The organism is Haloarchaeobius caseinilyticus, from assembly GCF_051207395.1.
GTDB lineage: Archaea > Halobacteriota > Halobacteria > Halobacteriales > Natrialbaceae > Haloarchaeobius.
Genome location: NZ_JBPJZC010000001.1, coordinates 1,560,401 through 1,577,743 on the forward strand (window position 1 = coordinate 1,560,401; position 17,343 = coordinate 1,577,743).

The 17,343-nt window shown below is 64.3% G+C and carries 15 protein-coding genes; 8 read left to right on the top strand and 7 right to left on the bottom strand.

From position 1 onward, the window contains the following. Positions 1-7: 7 nt before the first annotated feature. The 3 genes from ACSC1P_RS08225 to ACSC1P_RS08235 all read right to left on the bottom strand — a co-directional run bounded on the left by ACSC1P_RS08225 (position 8) and on the right by ACSC1P_RS08235 (position 2,005). Positions 8-355 carry a nuclear transport factor 2 family protein gene (locus tag ACSC1P_RS08225; RefSeq protein WP_435359658.1) on the bottom strand — a complete coding sequence of 116 codons (348 nt, stop codon included), beginning with the start codon at positions 353-355 and terminating at the stop codon, positions 8-10. Positions 356-447: 92 nt separating this feature from the next. After that, the gene (locus ACSC1P_RS08230) at positions 448-1,110 is read right to left on the bottom strand and encodes a DUF502 domain-containing protein (RefSeq protein WP_435359659.1); all 663 of its coding nucleotides are present in this window, start codon (positions 1,108-1,110) and stop codon (positions 448-450) included. Positions 1,111-1,165: 55 nt separating this feature from the next. Then, positions 1,166-2,005, bottom strand: a complete 840-nt coding sequence (locus tag ACSC1P_RS08235) for a proline dehydrogenase family protein (protein WP_435359660.1) — start codon at positions 2,003-2,005, stop codon at positions 1,166-1,168. A 111-nt stretch (positions 2,006-2,116) separates the two neighbouring features. Here ACSC1P_RS08235 and ACSC1P_RS08240 point away from each other — a divergent pair, with 111 nt between their 5' ends. The 4 genes from ACSC1P_RS08240 to ACSC1P_RS08255 all read left to right on the top strand — a co-directional run bounded on the left by ACSC1P_RS08240 (position 2,117) and on the right by ACSC1P_RS08255 (position 6,672). Beyond that, a complete protein-coding gene (locus ACSC1P_RS08240; protein WP_435359661.1) occupies positions 2,117-2,662 on the top strand; it encodes a CDP-2,3-bis-(O-geranylgeranyl)-sn-glycerol synthase in 546 nt (181 codons plus the stop codon). A gap of 408 nt (positions 2,663-3,070) precedes the next feature. Beyond that, on the top strand, positions 3,071-3,601 hold the full coding sequence (pyrE, locus tag ACSC1P_RS08245; protein WP_435359662.1) for an orotate phosphoribosyltransferase: 531 nt from the start codon (positions 3,071-3,073) through the stop codon (positions 3,599-3,601). A gap of 290 nt (positions 3,602-3,891) precedes the next feature. Next, positions 3,892-5,826, top strand: coding sequence for a threonine--tRNA ligase (thrS, locus tag ACSC1P_RS08250; protein ID WP_435359663.1), 1,935 nt, complete (start codon positions 3,892-3,894; stop codon positions 5,824-5,826). Positions 5,827-5,955: 129 nt separating this feature from the next. Beyond that, the gene (locus ACSC1P_RS08255) at positions 5,956-6,672 is read left to right on the top strand and encodes a phosphoribosyltransferase family protein (protein ID WP_435359664.1); all 717 of its coding nucleotides are present in this window, start codon (positions 5,956-5,958) and stop codon (positions 6,670-6,672) included. Between the two features lie 14 nt (positions 6,673-6,686). Here ACSC1P_RS08255 and ACSC1P_RS08260 read toward each other — a convergent pair whose 3' ends face one another. Next, positions 6,687-7,313: a hypothetical protein gene (locus ACSC1P_RS08260; protein WP_435359665.1), complete on the bottom strand. Its 627-nt coding sequence runs from the start codon at positions 7,311-7,313 to the stop codon at positions 6,687-6,689. Positions 7,314-7,438: 125 nt separating this feature from the next. Here ACSC1P_RS08260 and ACSC1P_RS08265 point away from each other — a divergent pair, with 125 nt between their 5' ends. Next, on the top strand, positions 7,439-7,717 hold the full coding sequence (locus ACSC1P_RS08265) for a hypothetical protein (RefSeq protein ID WP_435359666.1): 279 nt from the start codon (positions 7,439-7,441) through the stop codon (positions 7,715-7,717). A gap of 126 nt (positions 7,718-7,843) precedes the next feature. On the opposite strand, the gene ACSC1P_RS08270 is transcribed toward ACSC1P_RS08265, so the two are convergent. Then, entirely contained in the window at positions 7,844-9,763 is a 1,920-nt protein-coding gene (locus ACSC1P_RS08270) for a DEAD/DEAH box helicase (protein ID WP_435359667.1), read from the bottom strand. 348 nt (positions 9,764-10,111) lie between these two features. Between ACSC1P_RS08270 and ACSC1P_RS08275 the strand changes: the two genes are divergently transcribed. Continuing rightward, positions 10,112-11,560, top strand: a complete 1,449-nt coding sequence (locus ACSC1P_RS08275; RefSeq protein WP_435359668.1) for an NCS2 family permease — start codon at positions 10,112-10,114, stop codon at positions 11,558-11,560. Here the strand turns inward: ACSC1P_RS08275 and ACSC1P_RS08280 are convergent. Then, a complete protein-coding gene (locus ACSC1P_RS08280) occupies positions 11,548-13,917 on the bottom strand; it encodes a DUF2298 domain-containing protein (protein WP_435359669.1) in 2,370 nt (789 codons plus the stop codon). The two genes, ACSC1P_RS08275 and ACSC1P_RS08280, sit on opposite strands and share 13 nt — an antisense overlap. Before the next feature lie 242 nt (positions 13,918-14,159). Between ACSC1P_RS08280 and ACSC1P_RS08285 the strand changes: the two genes are divergently transcribed. Continuing rightward, entirely contained in the window at positions 14,160-14,420 is a 261-nt protein-coding gene (locus tag ACSC1P_RS08285) for a glutathione S-transferase N-terminal domain-containing protein (RefSeq protein ID WP_435359670.1), read from the top strand. 183 nt (positions 14,421-14,603) lie between these two features. Beyond that, entirely contained in the window at positions 14,604-16,256 is a 1,653-nt protein-coding gene (locus ACSC1P_RS08290; protein ID WP_435359671.1) for a histidine kinase N-terminal 7TM domain-containing protein, read from the top strand. A gap of 20 nt (positions 16,257-16,276) precedes the next feature. On the opposite strand, the gene ACSC1P_RS08295 is transcribed toward ACSC1P_RS08290, so the two are convergent. Further along, positions 16,277-17,278: a transcriptional regulator gene (locus tag ACSC1P_RS08295; RefSeq protein WP_435359672.1), complete on the bottom strand. Its 1,002-nt coding sequence runs from the start codon at positions 17,276-17,278 to the stop codon at positions 16,277-16,279. Between the last annotated feature and the right edge of the window lie 65 nt (positions 17,279-17,343).

The window sequence follows — 17,343 nt, forward strand, 5'->3', positions numbered from 1 at the left end:
CCGCTTCCTACGCTTCGCCGAGCCAGAGCCGCCGAATCAGCCCGTCTGTGACCTGATACACGGCGAGTGCGTCCATCGGTTCTTTCAGCCCGGTCACGTGTTCTTGATGAACGACGTATTCGCCGAGTGCGATGCTCGATTCAACCTCGCAGTGCAGGTCGGGCGCGTTCTCGAACAGGTAGCCGTACACCTCACGTAACTCGGCGTGTCCCGCAGCTTGTACCGCGCCGTCGTCGAGGTTTGCGGCGACAGCGTCTTCCGCGAAGGTGTCGAGAAACCCGTCGATGTCGCCGTCGTTGTACGCGGCCAGTTGCCGGTCGACGACCGCGTTCGGTGTGTGTTCGTTTTCTGTCATGCTGTGACGATGTGACTACAGGAGTGTGGCTCTTTGGGTGCGTGTCGTCTGGCAGCAACAGCCAGAATCGTTCGGTACCGTGAGAGGGTAGACTACTCGTCGTCGTCGCTACTGCCACCGGCCAGTTCCTCGATACCGACCTGTCCACCCATCCGGTCGGCGTCGCCGAACCCGGCAGAGAGAATCCGGGTGAGGGCGTCTTCGACCTTCTCGTCGGTTTCGGTGATTTCGTCGGGGGAGACTTCGATGACGAATCCGGTAGTGATGTTCGGTGCAGTCGGGAGGAAAATGACTTCGCGGCCGTCTTCGGTCGTCTTGCCGGTCTTGAACGCGGTCATGCGCATGCCGTCCCACGTCGTAACTTTCACCGGTGTCTGGAGGGCGTCAGTGCCGCCGAGGGCGGTTTCGGCCGCCATCTTCGACGCGTTGTAGACGACGCGCAGACCTGGGACGCGGTTGGCCACGTCGTCGATGATGCCTTCGAACATGCCACCGACGGCAGTCCGCATGAGGTAGCCAACGGAGAAGACGAGGACGACGAAGACGGCGAGGACCGCCATCACGCGCAGTGGCTGGACGAGGAATTCGGCGGTCTGCTGGGCCAGCCCAAACGTCATCAGCAGTTGCACGTCGATGACTCTCTCCGGCGTCACGGCTGCGATACGCGTGTACAACCACGCGATGACGAACAGCGTGACGAGGATGGGCAAGACGACGATGAGACCCGAGGCGAAGTCCCGCTTCCACGAGGACATATATGAGCGTGGTATCTGTCCGGGGGGTTATGGTTCTGTTCCTATGCGTCTGTGATTACCGCCCGAGGACGGCCCGAACCGCGAACGTCAGGTTCTCCTTTCGCTCGCGGACTCGGCGGTAGAAGTACTGGAACCACTTCCCGCCGTAGGGGGCGTACTGCCACACTTCGACGCCCGCTGCAGCGAGGTCGACCTGGGCGTCCTCGCGCACGCCCATGAGCATCTGTACCTCGTAGGGCGTGCTGTACTCCTCGTGCAGGCGCGCGGCGAAGTCTATCATCTCCGGGTCGTGGCTGCCGACCGCGACGCCGTCGTCGAAGTGCTCGAACATGTATTCGAGGAGTTTCTCGTACTGCTCGTCGACGCGGGACTTCTCCTTGTAGGCGACTTCCTTCGGCTCGTCGTACGCGCCTTTGACCAGTCGGACCTTCCCCGGCAGGTCGGCGAGACGCTCGATGTCGTCTTCGGTCCGATGGAGGTTCGCCTGCACGCAGATACCGACGTTGCCGTCGGTCTGCGTGGTGTACTTCTCGAACGCGTCGAGCGTCGCGTCGGTCGTGTGGCGGTCCTCCATGTCTATCCAGACGAAGGTACCGTGTTCATTCGCGCGCTCGACGATGTCGCCGAGCAGGTCGTCGAACACGTCTTCTCCGGCGTCCAGCCCGATTTGCGAGGGCTTGACCGAAATGCAGGCGTCGATGTCGCTCTGGCCGATGTCCTCGACCAGTTGGACGTACTCCTCGGCGTCTTCGGACGCCTCCTCGCGCGTCTCGTAGTGTTCACCGAGCAGGTTGAGGATGACGTTCACGCCGTCGGCGTTGAGCCGTCGCGCGTGGTCGATTGCCTCCGCTGGCGACTCGCCAGCGACGAACTTCGAGGCGATGGGGGGAATCATGTGATAGCCTGCGAACCGGCGATATAAGAGGGTTGATGGTCTGGGTCGCGGGCTTCGCGTCCCCGCGGTGAATCACCGGGCGTTAAGAGCCCCGGACTTTTTCGACTGCGTATGGACCTCGTGGCGACGGTCGTGACCGCGTTCTGGGCGATGCTCCCCGCATACGTCCCGAACAACGCGGCCGTCCTCTTCGGTGGCGGTGCGCCCATCGACGGCGGCCGGACGTGGAACGGGCGGCGGCTACTCGGCGACGGCAAGACGTGGCGTGGGACCGCGGGCGGGACGCTGACCGGCGTCCTCCTCGCACTGGGGCTGTCGGCAGTCGCCGAACCAATCGGTGAGGCAATCGGCGTGTCGCTCCCGACGTTCCCCATCCCGGTGGCCATCGCCCTGGCGTTCGGTGCGATGCTCGGCGACATCCTCGCCTCGTTCGTCAAACGTCGCACCGGTCGCGAACGCGGCGCGTCGTTCCCACTCCTCGACCAACTGGATTTCGTCGTCGTCGCGCTCGTGCTGACTGCACTCGTGGACCCGGCGTGGTTCGGCGAGGTGTTCACGTGGCCGGTCATCGCCACCGTCGTCGTGATGACGCCGTTGTTGCACTTGGGCACGAACGGCATCGCGTACGCGCTGCGGCTGAAAGAAGAGCCGTGGTGATCATCGACTGAGAGCGAGTTTGTTCTTTCCCGTGTGAACCGTACCATCGTTTCGTCTTTCTCTGTCGTTCGGGTCTGCTGGTTCAGCTAGTCGTTCCCGACTGCCGGCGGAACGTGACCGCTGTGTGCTTTCGTCGTCGGTACCGGTCTCTGTTTCGCACAACAGGTCACGACTGCCGGCGGAACACGACCGCACAGCCCCTCCCGCCCCTCGCCACATCCTCCCCATCCGATTCCTCACTCGCTCCGCTCGCTCGTCATCCCTCGCGCGACTACAACTCGTGGGCCTCGCATTCGCTCGGCCACACTCGCCAGCGCGCGCCAGAGTGTCTGTGAAGACATCGTCGGCCCTGTTTCTGTAGACACGAATCCACCGCGTTTATGCCCGGTCGTCACCCTGCTGTGAGCAATGGCGACCGAGGAACTCATCGCGGCCCTGAAGGCGGCCGACGCGGTCCAGTTCGGCGAGTTCGAACTGAGCCACGGCGGCACGAGCGAGTACTACGTCGACAAGTATCTGTTCGAGACGGACCCGACCTGTCTCGAACTCATCGCCGAGGCGTTCGCCGAGCGCGTCGCAGACTCCGACGCGAAGCTGGCCGGCGTCGCACTGGGCGGTGTTCCGCTCGTCGCCGCGACGGCACTGAAGGCGAAGCGACCCTACGTCATCGCCCGGAAGAAGCAGAAGGAGTACGGAACGGCCAACCTCGTCGAAGGGCGATTGGAGGAAGGTGAGGAGGTCATCGTCGTCGAGGACATCGCCACGACTGGGCAGTCCTGCGTCGACGCCGTGGAAGCACTCCGTGACGCTGGCGCAGAGGTCAACCGCGCGCTCATCGTCGTCGACCGCGAGGAAGGTGGCCGCGAAAACCTCGCCGACGCTGGTGTCGAGATGGAAGCCCTCGTGACCGCGAGCGAACTGCTGGCCGACGCCGAGTAGTCGGCGACCACGGGACGACGAACCGAGAGTCGCCGCCACCAGCAGCCAGCACCATCGGCTACCTGAAAACGCAAGCAAGCAAGCAGAACGGGCGCAGGAGATACTGTGTCAACCATTGACGCGGTAATACGGTCGCGCGAAGCGCAACCCTTTTCCCGGTAAGCCGGATATGAGATAGTACGATGGTAGGTGTCTGCTTTACAGGTCGGGTTACGACCCGCTAAATCATCACTTCACCTACCGATTCTCGCGTTGGCAGACACCGACCAGCTCGAGGAACGTCACCACCCATGTCTCAATCAGAACAACAGATAGCGGTAGTGCTGCCAGACGGTTCGGAACTCGCAGTCCCGAAAGGGGCGAGTGTCGAAGACGTCGCGTACGAAATCGGCCCCGGTCTCGGCAAGGACACGGTCGCCGGCAAGATAGACGGCGACCTCGTCGCCAAGGAGGCACCGGTCCACGATGGCGCAGCCATCGAGATCGTCACTGACCAGTCCGACGAATATCTGGACGTCATGCGCCACTCGGCGTCGCACATCCTCGCACAGGCCGTGCTCCGGCACTACCCCGACGCGAAGCTCGCCATCGGGCCGCCGACGGAGGAGGGGTTCTACTACGACTTCGGCGACCTCGATGTCGATTCGTCCGACCTCGCCACGCTCGAAGACGAGATGCGTGACATCATCGACGCCGACCTCGACATCGAGCGCGAGGAAGTCAGCTACGCCGAGGCACGTGAGCGACTCGCCGACGAGCCGTACAAACTCGAACTCCTCGACGAACTCGAAGAAGCGGGCGAGGCCGTCACCTTCTACAGTCAGGGTGACTTCTCTGACCTCTGTGCCGGCCCGCACGTCGGCTCGACCGGCGACATCGGCGCGTTCGACCTGCTCGAAATCGCCGGCGCGTACTGGCGCGGCGACGAGGAGAACGAGATGCAGACGCGTATCTACGGGACCGCCTTCGCCAAGGAGTCCCATCTCGAACAGTTCCTCGACCGAAAGGAGGAGGCCGAGCGACGTGACCACCGCAAAATCGGCGGCGAGATGGACCTGTTCTCGATTCAGGACGTGACCGGCCCCGGGCTTCCGCTGTATCACCCGAACGGAAAGACCGTCCTGCGGGAACTCGAACGCTTCATCGAGGAGATGAACCTCGACGCGGGCTACGAGTACGTCGAGACGCCCCACGTGTTCAAGACGGACCTCTGGAAGCAGTCGGGCCACTACGAGAACTACCACGACGACATGTTCCTGTTCGACGTGGGCGACGACGAGTACGGCCTGAAGCCGATGAACTGCCCGGGCCACGCGGCCATCTACCACGACCACTCGTGGAGCTACCGCGAACTGCCCATCCGCTACGCCGAGAACGGGAAGGTCTACCGCAAGGAACAGCGCGGTGAACTCTCCGGCCTGTCTCGGGTGTGGGCGTTCACCATCGACGACGGCCACCTGTTCGCCCGGCCCGACCAGATCGAGGTCGAAGTCGAGACCATCATGGACATCATCATGCAGATTCTCGACACCTTCGGGCTGGAGTTCGAAGTCGCGCTGGCGACCCGCCCCGAGAAGTCCGTCGGCAGCGACGAAATCTGGGAGCAGGCGGAAGAACAGCTCACCGCCGTCCTCGAAAAGCGCGACATGGACTACAAGCTCGAAGAGGGCGACGGCGCGTTCTACGGGCCGAAAATCGACTTCGCGTTCACCGACGCCCTCGGGCGTAAGTGGGACGGCCCGACGGTCCAACTCGACTTCAACATGCCCGAGCGTTTCGACCTCTCCTACGTCAGTCAGGAGAACGAGCACGAGCGCCCGGTCATGATTCACCGCGCGCTGTACGGCTCCTACGAGCGCTTCTTCATGGTGCTCATCGAGCACTTCGCGGGCAAGTTCCCGTTCTGGCTCGCCCCCGAGCAGGTCCGCATCCTGCCCATCTCGGACGACAACCTCGACTACGCCTACGAAGTCGCCGAGGAGTTCGGCGAGTTCCGCACCGAGGTCATCGACCGCGACGCGACCATCGAGCGCAAGATTCGTGGTGCGCACAACGACCGCGTCCCGTACATGATCATTGTCGGCGACAACGAGGAGGAAGACGGCACCATCTCCGTGCGCGACCGACAGGAGCGCCAGGAGTACGACGTGCCGCGCGAGGAGTTCCTCGCCCACCTCCAGAGCGAGTACGGCGAGAAGCGCGTCGAACCCGACTTCCTCGACTGAGGCTGGTCTTCGGCGGTTTTTGCCGACTTTTTTGTTACTCACCCTTGCCCAGAGGTATCCACCCCTGTGGATAGCTACATCCCACAGAGATTCGACGTATTCATACTTGTGCAACCGTGTAGGGTGGCCATGAACCGCGCAGAGAAGGCGGCGCTCCAGCTCCGTGCCGTCGACGTCCTCCAGATGTTGAAGGAGACGCGCACCTACGACGAACTGGCCGCACTGACGGGGCTACCCGCTGGCGACCTGAACCGCTACGTGAACGGGCACGTCCTCCCGAGTGCAGACCGTGCCAGAGCGGTCGTCGAAGGCGTCGGCCGCGACGAACTGGCCGAGGAACTCGGCGCGCGCATTCGGGTCGACGACGAGGGCTACGTAGACAACAGTGCGGCCGTGTTCGACCAGGCGTTTCTGGACCTCGTCGCACCGGTCGCGGCGGACGCGTTCGCGTTCGACCGGCCCGACGCCGTACTGACGGCAGCCACCGACGGTATCACCCTCGCGGCGTCGATGGCGAGCTACTTCGGCGCGGACTGTATCTACGCGAAGAAGTCGAAGGAGACCGCTGTCGAGGAGTTCATCGAAGCCCGTCAGCGACTCGCCTCGGGTATCGAACTGACCTACTACCTGCCCGAGTCGTCGCTCGATGCGGGGTCGTCAGTGCTGGTCGTCGACGACCTGATTCGCTCGGGTGAGACGCAGGAACTCCTGCTGGACATCGCCGACGAAGCGGGTGCAGACGTGGCGGGCGTGTTCGCGCTCATCGCCGTCGGCGAAGACGGGACCGAGCGGGCGGCGGAGTTGACCGACGCGCCGGTCGGGGCATTGGTCGAAGTCGAGCCCTGACAACCGGGTCCGGCTTACTGCTTCACTGCGACGTAGTTCGTGATGTCGTTGCCGGGTCGAATCGGGGCCGAGTCGACTATTTCGTACCCCATCGCCGCCAGTTGGTCTTCGACGGTATCACGAGAACAGCCGAGGTGTGGGTGTGCCTCGACCGTGAGGAGGCGTGGCTCGAACTCGATTGCTTCGAGAATCGGCAGTTCCGCTCCTTCGCAGTCGAGGTCGAGCACGTCACACGGCGGAATCTCGGAGGGAGCGACTGACTGCCCGTCTGGTGAACCGAAGATACGCTCACTCGACTCCGAGACTGGACCGACCGCGGCGGATTCGATACTCACCAGTTCCGCCACGCGATTCACCGCGACGGTTCGTTCCAGCAGGTATCGCATCTTCGCACTGGGTTCGTACACCGTCACGTCGCCCTCGAAGTGGGTCATCCGGGCTGCGACGACGGTCGTGGTCCCCCATCCACCACCGACGACCACGACCGAATCACCGCGTCTGACCCGTCGCCGGAGTGCTGAGACCACGGTTCCTTCGTGGTCTGGAAAGTCGTCCGATTCGTCGTCGAATTCTGTTCCCGGAACCGCGACGCCGTTCAGGACCCTCGTCCGTTCCGCTGGCTCCTCAGTCGCGTCTATCATGTTCGAGCATTACCCAAACGTGGGAAAAAGCGTTTTCCGCCCGTGTGAACACCCGTCACAAATCCCACTCGACCAGCGCTGCTCTGGTCCATATACTTATCATAGAAAAGATAATACAAGAAGACATGGACGGAGATGGCGGTGGTGGCGACGGATCGGACCTCGTAACGGAGGGGCGGACGGAAGACGGAGTCGTACGAGACAGGTGGAGCGACGACTCCACCGATTCCACGGAATCGAAACTCCAGTCACTTGGGTATCAAATCGGCGGTGGCGATGGGAGCAACGAGATGGGTGGAGAGACGGATACGTTGGCTGCCCTGATTGGGTCTAGCATCCTCAAGGTGACAGTGGCGCTCCTCAGCGTTGCTGGAGCGGCCCTTCTCTTACTGTATCTCCTGTGAGACCACGACCTTGACAGCCAAAACGTGGTGAGCCTGGGAGATGCAGGCTCTGTCTATCGGTCTTCTTCCGACCTCGCAACCAAACTCAGCAGAGATGAGGTGACGAAAAACACTACCTCTGCATCCTCACAAATCCCGCTCGACCAACTGCTCTCGCGTCTCCCGAATCACCTTCGCAACCCGAGAAACATCCTTGCCGTCATCTTCGATGTACTGCGCAAGCGACTCGGTCGCCGCGAGCAACCACGCCCCACGCTCCGCAATCCGGCGAACGTCGCCCGGCCCGACGCCATACCGTTCCGCAACTGCGTCGGCCTCGTCGCCCTTTGCCCACGCATCGAGCATGTGCGCCGTCTTGAACACGTCCAGCCACGACTGGAAGTCCCCGTCGAAGTCCATGACGGACTTGGCGAGTTCGTTCTCGCGGCGCATCGCAGCGTCCGTGAGGCGACCAGCTTCCTCGTTTCTGGTGTAGAGTTCGGGCATATCGGTCGTGTCGCAGACGAGTTCGAGGACGGTGAGTGACGTGATTCTGGGCAGGTCGCTGGCGCGCTCGATGGCGTCGATGACGGATGCGCCCGTCACGGGGTCGACGTACACCCGCGAAACGAGTTCGCCGAGTTTCGTCGCGTCGAGACCGTCGCGCCGGTTCAGCATCCCGGCCGCTTCGAGGTAGTCGAGCACATCGTCGACGACCGAATCGAGCGCCCGGCCGGTCTGCTGGTGGCCGTAGAACGTCTCGTCGAGCAGGTCGAGGACCTCGGTTCGGGAACTGGCGAACCCCGAGGCGACCGAGGAGAGGACGTGAGTTCGCAGGGCGCGCTCGCTGTCGAGTTTCGACGTGACGCGCTCTGGGTCTGCGCCGATGTAGCGGTCTCGCACAGTGTCGGCTTCGCCTGCACCCGCGACGAGCATCGCCTCGCCGTAGGGGTCGAGGTGGGGTCGCCCGGCCCGCCCGAACATCTGGTGGACTTCGAGCACGGGCAGGGGTTCCATTCCGCTCCCGTCGTAGCGTTCGTGGTCGCGGACGACGACCCGCCTGGCGGGGACGTTCACACCTGCGGCGAGCGTCGGCGTCGCGCAGATGACCTTCAGGTCGCGATTGCGAAACGCGTCTTCGACCAGTCGACGATGGTCGGCGGAGAGACCGGCGTGGTGGAACGCGACGGCGTTCGCGGCACACCGCGCGAGTTCCATCCCGGTGTCCGTGGCCGCGCTGACCCGCAACTCTTCGGCGACTTCCGGTGCCGAGTCGAACCACTCGTCGACGAACTCCGCGGCGAGTGCTTGCGCGGCCTTGCGCGAGGAGACGAACACGAGACATTGCCCGCCGTCTTCGATGGCCTCCCGAGCGAGCGCGATGGCTGGCTGGTCGCCGCCGGTGTCTACGTCGCGCGATTCCCCGTCGTCGAATGCGAGTACGTCGTCGGCGAACACGCCCGTCCGGAGGTCGACCGGCCGCCAGTCTGAGTGGACGAGTTCGGCGTCCAGCCAGTCTGCGATTTCACCCGCGTTGCCGACCGTCGCAGAGAGCCCGACGAGTTGGATTTCGGGCGTGAGCCGCCGAAGCTTCGCAATCGTGACTTCGAGCGTCGGCCCGCGCCCGTCGGCGTCGAGCAGGTGTATCTCGTCGACGACGGCGCAGTCGATGGCCTCGACCCACGCCGCACCGTTGCGAATCGCGGAGTCGACTTTCTCACTCGTGGCGACGACGATGTCGTGTTCGGCCAGTTCCTCGTCTGTCGCGTCGAAGTCGCCCGTCGAGATGCCGACCGAGATATCGGGCAGTTCGCAAAACTCGTCGTACTTCTCGGTCGCGAGTGCCCGCAGGGGGACGACGTACAGCGCCGGGCCGTCGCTCGTGAGCATCGCCAACTGCGCGACGAACGTCTTTCCCGAGGCTGTGGGGACCGCGGCGACGACGCGGCCGCCCTCGCAGACACCCGCGTCGACGGCCGCAGCCTGTGGCGGGTAGAGTGACTCGATACCCGCCGCGTGGAAGTGGTCGACGAATCGGTCGGCGAGAGGCAGGTCCGCGACATCCATTGCCATGGAGTTGTGCCCGATGGTATAAAAAGTCGAGTCGTGGTGTCAGTGTGAGAGGTTTCGGTCCAGTGTGCCAGTGCAGACCCGGAATGTGGCCTGTTCCGGCTGAACCAGCCTTCCGAATCGTTCGGTTGGTGTGATACGTCGCCCGAATTTGTCCCTGTCTCGGTCGTCACGGTGGCTGAGCGCGTCGAAGTGGTTCGAGTCGAGTCGGTCTGGCACCGGTCCATCGTCGACTCCAGATTCTCGCACGTAGTACACCGAAAATATTCACGATTATGTATACAACGGTGCTGAACTTCCGCAAGCCTTTAATTCATCAATTTGGTTGTTGGCCATACGTGTATCATGGGTTCCAGTGAGAGCACGGCGACGCAGTCAGAATCCACGGGAGGGGGTTCGAGCTGGTTCGCCGACTACTTCGGCTTCGCTGAGCACGGGACAGACCTCAAAACAGAAATCGTCGCGGGTATCACGACGTTCCTGACGATGAGCTACATCGTCGCCGTCAATCCGGCCATCATGGCGAACGCGGTGACCATTCCGGGCTACAGCACCGGGCAAGTCATCCAGATGCTGGCCGTTGTGACCATCCTCGCGAGCGTCACCGCGACACTCGTCATGGCGTTCTACGCGAACAGACCGTTCGCACAAGCACCGGGACTCGGCCTGAACGCGTTCTTCGCGTTCACCGTCGTCATCACCCTCGGGATACCGTGGCAGACGGCACTCGCCGCGGTGTTCGTCGAGGGACTCCTGTTCATCTTCCTCACGGCAATCGGCGCGCGTGAGTACATCGTCCGACTCATTCCGGAGCCGGTGAAGTTCTCGGTCGGGACCGGTATCGGCCTGTTCCTCGGCATCATCGGGCTACAGGCGATGGGTGTCGTCGCGCCCGACGAGGCGACGATGATCACGCTCGGCTCGCTCGCACAGAGCCCAGTCGCCATCGTCTCTCTCCTCGGACTGTTCCTCACGCTCGGCCTCTACGCCCGTGGCGTGCGCGGTGCCATCATCGCCGGCATCGGTCTCACCACGATAGCCGGATTCGCGCTCTCGTTCCTCGGCTACGGAGCCGGCGCGCTCTCGGGAGAGTTCATCACCGAAGGGGCGTTCAACGCAGGAGCGCTTCCAGCGGCGACGTACGACATCACGCCGCTCGCCGGCGCGTTCCTCGAAGGGTTCCAGAACGTCGAGGCGTTCACGTTCGCACTCGTCGTCTTCACGTTCTTCTTCGTCGACTTCTTCGACACCGCGGGCACGCTCGTCGGCGTCGGGCAGGCTGGTGACTTCCTCGACGAGGACGGCAACCTGCCGGACATCGACGAACCGCTGATGGCCGACGCGGTCGGCACCACCGCTGGTGGCATGCTCGGCACGTCGACCGTTACGACGTACATCGAGTCCGCGACGGGCGTCGAAGAGGGCGGTCGGACGGGCATGACGGCACTCGTCGTCGCTGGCCTGTTCCTCGTCTCGCTCGTGTTCGTGCCGCTCGCGGCGGCGATTCCGCAGTACGCCTCGCACCTCGCGCTGGTCGTCGTCGCCATCTTGATGCTCAGAAACGTCGTCGAAATCGAGTGGGACGACCTCACCCACGCGGTGCCGGCCGGGCTCACCATCATGGTGATGCCGTTCACCTTCTCCATCGCGTACGGTATCGCAGCGGGTATCCTCAGCTACCCCATCGTGAAGACGGCCGCGGGCCGCTACGACGAGGTCAGCGCCGGCCAGTGGGTGCTGGCCGTCGCGTTCCTCGGCTACTTCATCGTCCGCACGGGCGGCTACCTCGCCTGAGACCGCTCCCCTTTTTCGGGCGGACAGGTTACGTTCGCAGCGGCGCACATCGTCGTCTCGTCCACGGCGTAGATGACTACGTCTCCACTCTCGTGGGCGACCGAGATGCCCTGCTTTTGCGCGAAGGCGTGCCGGCCGACCACGTCGTCACCGCTGCCAGCCTGTTCGTACCGGCTCCGTTCCTGCGGCCCGACGTAGATGTAGCGCACGTCGTACTTCGCCAGCAGCCGGGCCGACTCGGACCACTCGCCGGCGTACATGGTCGCGGTGTCGCCGATTCGCTGCCGGAAGGCCTCGACACCACGATAGCCGGCTTCGTGCTCCCAGCCGACGACCGTCGGCAAGCCGGTCAGGGCCGACGGCGCGGACTGCCACTGGTAGGTCTCGCCGCTCCCTTCAGTGAGAATCGTCGGCGTCCCCTCGCGGTCGTTCAGCCACTCGATGGCGGTCGCCTCGTCCGAGTGGTACACGCCGACGAATTTCGTGGCGTCGAGCGTCTGGTCGTCGAGGCTCTCGCCCTCGATTCGTGGCTGGACGTTCTGTGTCCCGACGAGGACCGGGAAGGCGGCGGTGGAGACGAGGAGGACGACGAGCACCACCGCGCGCAGGGCCGTCGTCGGTTCTCTGAGCGGTAGTCGTCGCGTCGGTGACTCCGTTGCGATGGCGGCTCGTATACGACCGACCCAGCCAGCGAAGACGGCACCGCCGGCGAGCCCCCAGAGCACCCACACCTGCAGCGAGACCTTGTACACCGTATTCCAGCGTAGGTTCGCGCCGAGTGGCCACACCCGTGCGTAGGCGAGTTCGATGACGAGCAGCAGGCCCGCACCCGCGACGACGAGGACGTTCGCGTAGTCGTGGTCGACCCGCGAACAGACCCAACCGGCGAGGACGAGTGGCCCGACGAGCGTGAGTGCCGGGAAGGAGACGAACAGGCCCGCCAGTGCGGCGGCGGCGAGACTGGCGACGGCCACAGTCCGTGTGCGACTCGCCCCTGCCCACGACCCGAGTCTCGGCAGCAATCCGCCGAGGAACGGGACGAGGAAGACACCCCACGCGATGCCGAAGGGAACGAGCGCGCTCCGGTCCGGCAGGAAGCCGACACCGCGGCTGATGGGTGTGTGGTCGAGGAGGAACGGTGCGGCACTAATCACGGCACCGACCCCGACTGCGCCAGCGACGACACCAGCCACGACGAGTCTGGACGACTCTCGGACGAGGCGATTGTCGCTCACGAGCGAACCGAGTCGACCCGATTCAGAGCGCGACGCCAGCGGGTGGTCACCCGAGAGCGCGACGGTGAGGAAGACGAGGCCGAGCGCGGTCGGCACGCTCCAGAGGTTGGTCAGCGCGAGGATGCCGGCGACCGGTGCGACGGGAGCCAGCGAGAGCCAGCGACGCTGACTGTCTGCCGGCGCGCTCCACCAGGCGAGACAGCAGCCGACCACGAGCAGGGTGAACACCGGCGCGACGACGTGGGCGTGCAGGTCGCCGTTCACGTACTCCCACGACGGCGAGACGACGAGCGTCCCGTCGAGGACGTAGCGCGTGTGCCAGTCGGACCAGTTCGCCAGCCCGACGGTGTCGTGGTACGCCGCGGGGTACGATTGCCGGATACCGGCGACGACCGCCCGGCCGTACTCGACACCGAACGAGTCCGGAAGGAGCCCGAAGAGGAGTCGCAGAATCGGCGCAAGGTTGTTCCCGAACGCGACGACGAACGCGGCGAGCACGCCAGCGACTCGTCGAGAGTGGCCGCGCATCGTTCCGAGCCAGCCACCCAGTCCGTACGCTCCGGTGGCGATGCAAGCGAAGAACGTCGGGAGGACGAGGTTGTAGGCGTACTTCGCCTCGACGCCGGAGAGCATCGACAGAATGCCAGCGACGAGGTGTGCACCGTAGTAATAGCGCACTCGCTCACCGGCGAACCAGAAGTCTTCCGGAGGGAGGTACTCAGCCCGCGGAATCGCTTTGAGTAGCCCGTAGTCGAGGAACTTCTCGCCCCCTTGTGGGATGACCGCCGGGTCGGCGAGTCGAACGACGAGCATCGCGACGAAGGCGATGGCGAACACCACGGCTGGTTCGAGGGCGACACGACGGGGCGGCAGCGACGTGACTCGCATCGCCAAGACGCTCAGTGCGGCGAGGACGACCACACCGAAGACGGCCGTCCACAGCCCGAAGGTGACCTGTCCGACCCAATACGTGACGAACGTCACGACGGCGAGCGAACAGGGGAGTGCGAGGGCAGCACCACGGTCCGGTGCGCGATGGAAGACGACCGCGGCGAGGGGGTAGCCGACGAGCGTACACAAGGCGACGACGACGAGCCACGCCACGAGTGGGCGTAGCAGCACGTCTATCTGACATATCTACCGAAGTTACAAGTGTCTTCTGTACCGACGGCGATGGCCGTCGGTTTGTCAGTCTATCCCACTTCGAGTCGGTCGCGCTGTTCCACCACGGGTTGGTCACGCTGTCCCACCGCAGGTCGGTCGCGCTGTCCCAGCGAAGGCCGGTCGCTCCGGCCGGTGGTCTGGCGTGCGACGTACACAGGACCGGGTCCCTCTTTATGTCGGCGGACCTATCGCCGCCCACGATGCCGAACCTCGAACTGTACGAACTGCCGGGTTGCCCGTTCTGTGCGAAGGTGAAGTCGAAACTCGACGAGTTAGACCTCGAATACGTCTCTCACGAGGTACCACGGTCGCACGGCGAGCGGACCGACGTGAAAGAAGTCAGTGGCCAGACAGGTGTACCCGTCCTCGTCGACCCGGACAACGGGGTCGATGGCATGCCCGAATCGGACGACATCGTCGCTTACCTCGAACGAACCTACGGCGACGGTGCAAGCGCCTAAACTCGCCGAATAAGAATCACCGACTACCGACCGCACGGGCGACTGGTAGTTGCCGCTATCCGTGCGTATCGAGCCAGTAAGTTGATTATTCCGGCCTCGGTAGCACTGTGCGATGTGGCCACCTCGCAAGTGTGAGTGTCCCTCGAACCGCGAGTTGGCTTCGCCGTATCTACCACGAGAGTCATGGCAGGAGTAAACCCGTACTTCGGGTCGCTGGTCGTCGTGACCATTCTCCTCGTCTCCATCTTCGTCGTCGGCTGGCAACGCCGAGACGAACCGGCCGTCGAACCGTTCCTCGTCTTGACGGCCGGTGTCGTGCTGTGGACCGTCGGCTACGCCCTCGAAGTGCCGACCCAGACACAGCAGGCGTACCTCGCCTACGACCAGGTGATGTGGCTCGGCGTCGTCCTCGTTCCCCCAGCGTGGCTGGTGTTCACACTCGACTACACTGGCCGGGAGTCCGTGCTGACCAGACCGGTGCTCGCCGGACTGGGGGCGGTCACGGTCCTCGATTACACCCTCTACACGTGGAATCCGAACGGCGCGTACTACACCGTCGAGTCGTTCGCGGCGGCACCACCAGTCGCCAACATCGAGTTCGTGTTCGGCCCGCTGTTCTGGATTCACCTCGTCCTCCTCTACGTCGAAACACTGGTCGGTGCCGCACTGCTGGTCGAACTGCTACTCACCTCGACGGTGTACCGGCGTCGTGCTCTCGCCTTGCTGGTCGTCGTCGCCGCACCGTCGATTGCGAACCTCGTCACCATCTTCGACCTCGTCCAGACACCGCTCGACATCACGCCGTACTCGTTCGCCGTGTCCAGTCTCGCGGTCGGCTACGTGCTGTTCGACCAGCAACTGTTCGACAGCCTCCCCGTCACGCGGGCGCTCACCGACGAGGCCATCGTCGCCGCGCTCTCCGGCGGCATCGTCGTAGTCGACGCCGAGGAGCGCATCGTCGACTACAACGAACCCGCGGCCGACCTGGTCGAAAACGGTGCGCCCGTCCACGGTACCGACCTGTGTACGATTTTACCGGCAGTCGCCGACACACTCGACGAGTCGGCCGAAGCACACCGGAGCGTCGACACCGTCATCGGCAGCGGCAGTCGCCACTACGCGGCGACCGTCTCCACGGTCGAGCGACGGGACGGGACCGCGGTCGGGTACGTCGTCTCACTCCACGACGTGACCCAGCGGGTGCTGCGCGAACAGCGCCTCGACGTACTCAATCGCGTCCTGCGACACAACGTGCGACAAGAGGCGACGCTCGTCCTCGGCCACACCGAGGGGATGGCCCCCGAGCAAGCCGTCGTCGTCAACGACGCCGTCGAGAACCTCGTCGCCCTCAGCGACCGTGCCAGACAGGTCACGGCTGCGCTGGACGAAGACCACGACGGCCAGCACGATGTCGTCGACCTCGTGCCGACCGTCACCGATGCCGTGCAGGCGGCCCGTGACAGCCATCCAGACGCAGTCGTCACGGCCGCGTTGCCAGACACTGCCCTGGCAAGCGCACACCCAGCAACCCGACGCGCCATCGACGAGGTACTGGACAACGCCGTGCGACACGACCCCGAACCGACGCCGAGCGTCGACGTGTCCATCGACGTGACCGGCGAGGTCGTCACCGTGAGCGTGGCCGACGAGGCCCCGCTCATTCCCGAGAGCGAACGAACCGTCCTCCGCGACGGTGGGGAGACGGCACTCGAACACGGTGACGGACTCGGCCTCTGGCTGGTCAGCTGGATCGCCCGCTCCTCGGGCGGTGACGTGCAGTTCGACCGGACCGACCGGGGGAACGTCGTCCGCCTGTCGTTCCCGGTCGCGTCCTGACTGAAAAGCGTGTCAGAACCTTACGCGGGTTCTTCTTCGACCTCGGTCCGCTCGCGGATGAGGTCTCGCAGCTCGTCGGCGTCGCGCAGTTGTTCGACCTCCTCGCGCTCGATGATGGCCGTGCCGTGGACCGACGTGCGCTTCGAGCGGTCGACGAAGTAGACCGAGCGCGTGCGGGTGATGTCCCCGATAGAGGACATGATTCTGGCCCGTTTCTCGGCGGCCTTGGTGAACGTCGAGTTCCCGGTGAGGATAGTGTCCTCTCGGACTTCGCGCTCGGTCACCGGCCCCTCGTCGGCCTCGCTGTCCTCGCTGACGGTCTTGAACGGCGAGCGAAGTGTCGGGTGAACGTCGAAGCCGACGCGGGTCATCACCGTCACGATGGGTTCGTCGTCCGGGTCCGCCTCCGGGTCGTCCGGCGTCGGTTCGGCCTCGCGCACGTCGTCGGCCCCGTCGAGCACGTCGACCGGCGCGGTCAGCGGTGCGTCGAACAGGTCTTCTAAGCGCATCGCCACCTCGACCGAGGCGTTCATCCCGTCCTCGTACTTGGAGACGGTGCGCCGGGAGACACCGAGTTCTTTGGCTAACTGCCCGAGGCTCATGTCGTTGGCCTCGCGCTCGTCGGCCAGCAGGTCGCCGTCGAGTGTGACGTACAGTCCACCCGGTGCCGCGTAGATGAGCGGCGGGACGTTCTCGACGAACAGCGATACGGCCGTGTCCGGTGCTAACACCGGCACGCCGTGTCTGAAGTACGTGACGTCGGATTTCAGGTCCTCGTCGCGGCTCCGGAGTCCGATGACCAGCGGCGTCGCATCGAGGTAGTGTCCCAATCGGCGCATCTCCGCGCCCGTCGCCGCGTCGAAGGCATCGACGTTCGACAGAATCTTCAGCAGGAGCAACTCCTCGCCGCGGCGTGCCGCGAGGTCGAAACTCTTGGGACGAATCGAACACCGGTCACTCACGAGGAAGCCCGCGTCTTGCAGCATCGCCGTGAGGTTCCCGACCAGTGCATCCCGAGACATACGGGAGTGTAAGCGATTCCTCGCATATAGGTGTTGTGTCGTCGATAGTCGGGTCCCTCGGGCGG

Excerpts from the sequence above, each read along its gene's own strand:
- ACSC1P_RS08290 (WP_435359671.1), top strand. The coding sequence starts at position 14,604 with ATGGCAGGAGTAAACCCGTACTTCGGGTCGCTGGTCGTCGTGACCATT.
- ACSC1P_RS08265 (WP_435359666.1), top strand. The coding sequence starts at position 7,439 with ATGGACGGAGATGGCGGTGGTGGCGACGGATCGGACCTCGTAACGGAG.
- ACSC1P_RS08225 (WP_435359658.1), bottom strand. The coding sequence starts at position 355 with ATGACAGAAAACGAACACACACCGAACGCGGTCGTCGACCGGCAACTG.
- ACSC1P_RS08230 (WP_435359659.1), bottom strand. The coding sequence starts at position 1,110 with ATGTCCTCGTGGAAGCGGGACTTCGCCTCGGGTCTCATCGTCGTCTTG.
- ACSC1P_RS08295 (WP_435359672.1), bottom strand. The coding sequence starts at position 17,278 with ATGTCTCGGGATGCACTGGTCGGGAACCTCACGGCGATGCTGCAAGAC.
- ACSC1P_RS08235 (WP_435359660.1), bottom strand. The coding sequence starts at position 2,005 with ATGATTCCCCCCATCGCCTCGAAGTTCGTCGCTGGCGAGTCGCCAGCG.
- ACSC1P_RS08255 (WP_435359664.1), top strand. The coding sequence starts at position 5,956 with ATGAACCGCGCAGAGAAGGCGGCGCTCCAGCTCCGTGCCGTCGACGTC.
- ACSC1P_RS08240 (WP_435359661.1), top strand. The coding sequence starts at position 2,117 with ATGGACCTCGTGGCGACGGTCGTGACCGCGTTCTGGGCGATGCTCCCC.
- pyrE (WP_435359662.1), top strand. The coding sequence starts at position 3,071 with ATGGCGACCGAGGAACTCATCGCGGCCCTGAAGGCGGCCGACGCGGTC.
- ACSC1P_RS08270 (WP_435359667.1), bottom strand. The coding sequence starts at position 9,763 with ATGGATGTCGCGGACCTGCCTCTCGCCGACCGATTCGTCGACCACTTC.
- ACSC1P_RS08260 (WP_435359665.1), bottom strand. The coding sequence starts at position 7,313 with ATGATAGACGCGACTGAGGAGCCAGCGGAACGGACGAGGGTCCTGAAC.
- ACSC1P_RS08275 (WP_435359668.1), top strand. The coding sequence starts at position 10,112 with ATGGGTTCCAGTGAGAGCACGGCGACGCAGTCAGAATCCACGGGAGGG.
- thrS (WP_435359663.1), top strand. The coding sequence starts at position 3,892 with ATGTCTCAATCAGAACAACAGATAGCGGTAGTGCTGCCAGACGGTTCG.
- ACSC1P_RS08285 (WP_435359670.1), top strand. The coding sequence starts at position 14,160 with ATGCCGAACCTCGAACTGTACGAACTGCCGGGTTGCCCGTTCTGTGCG.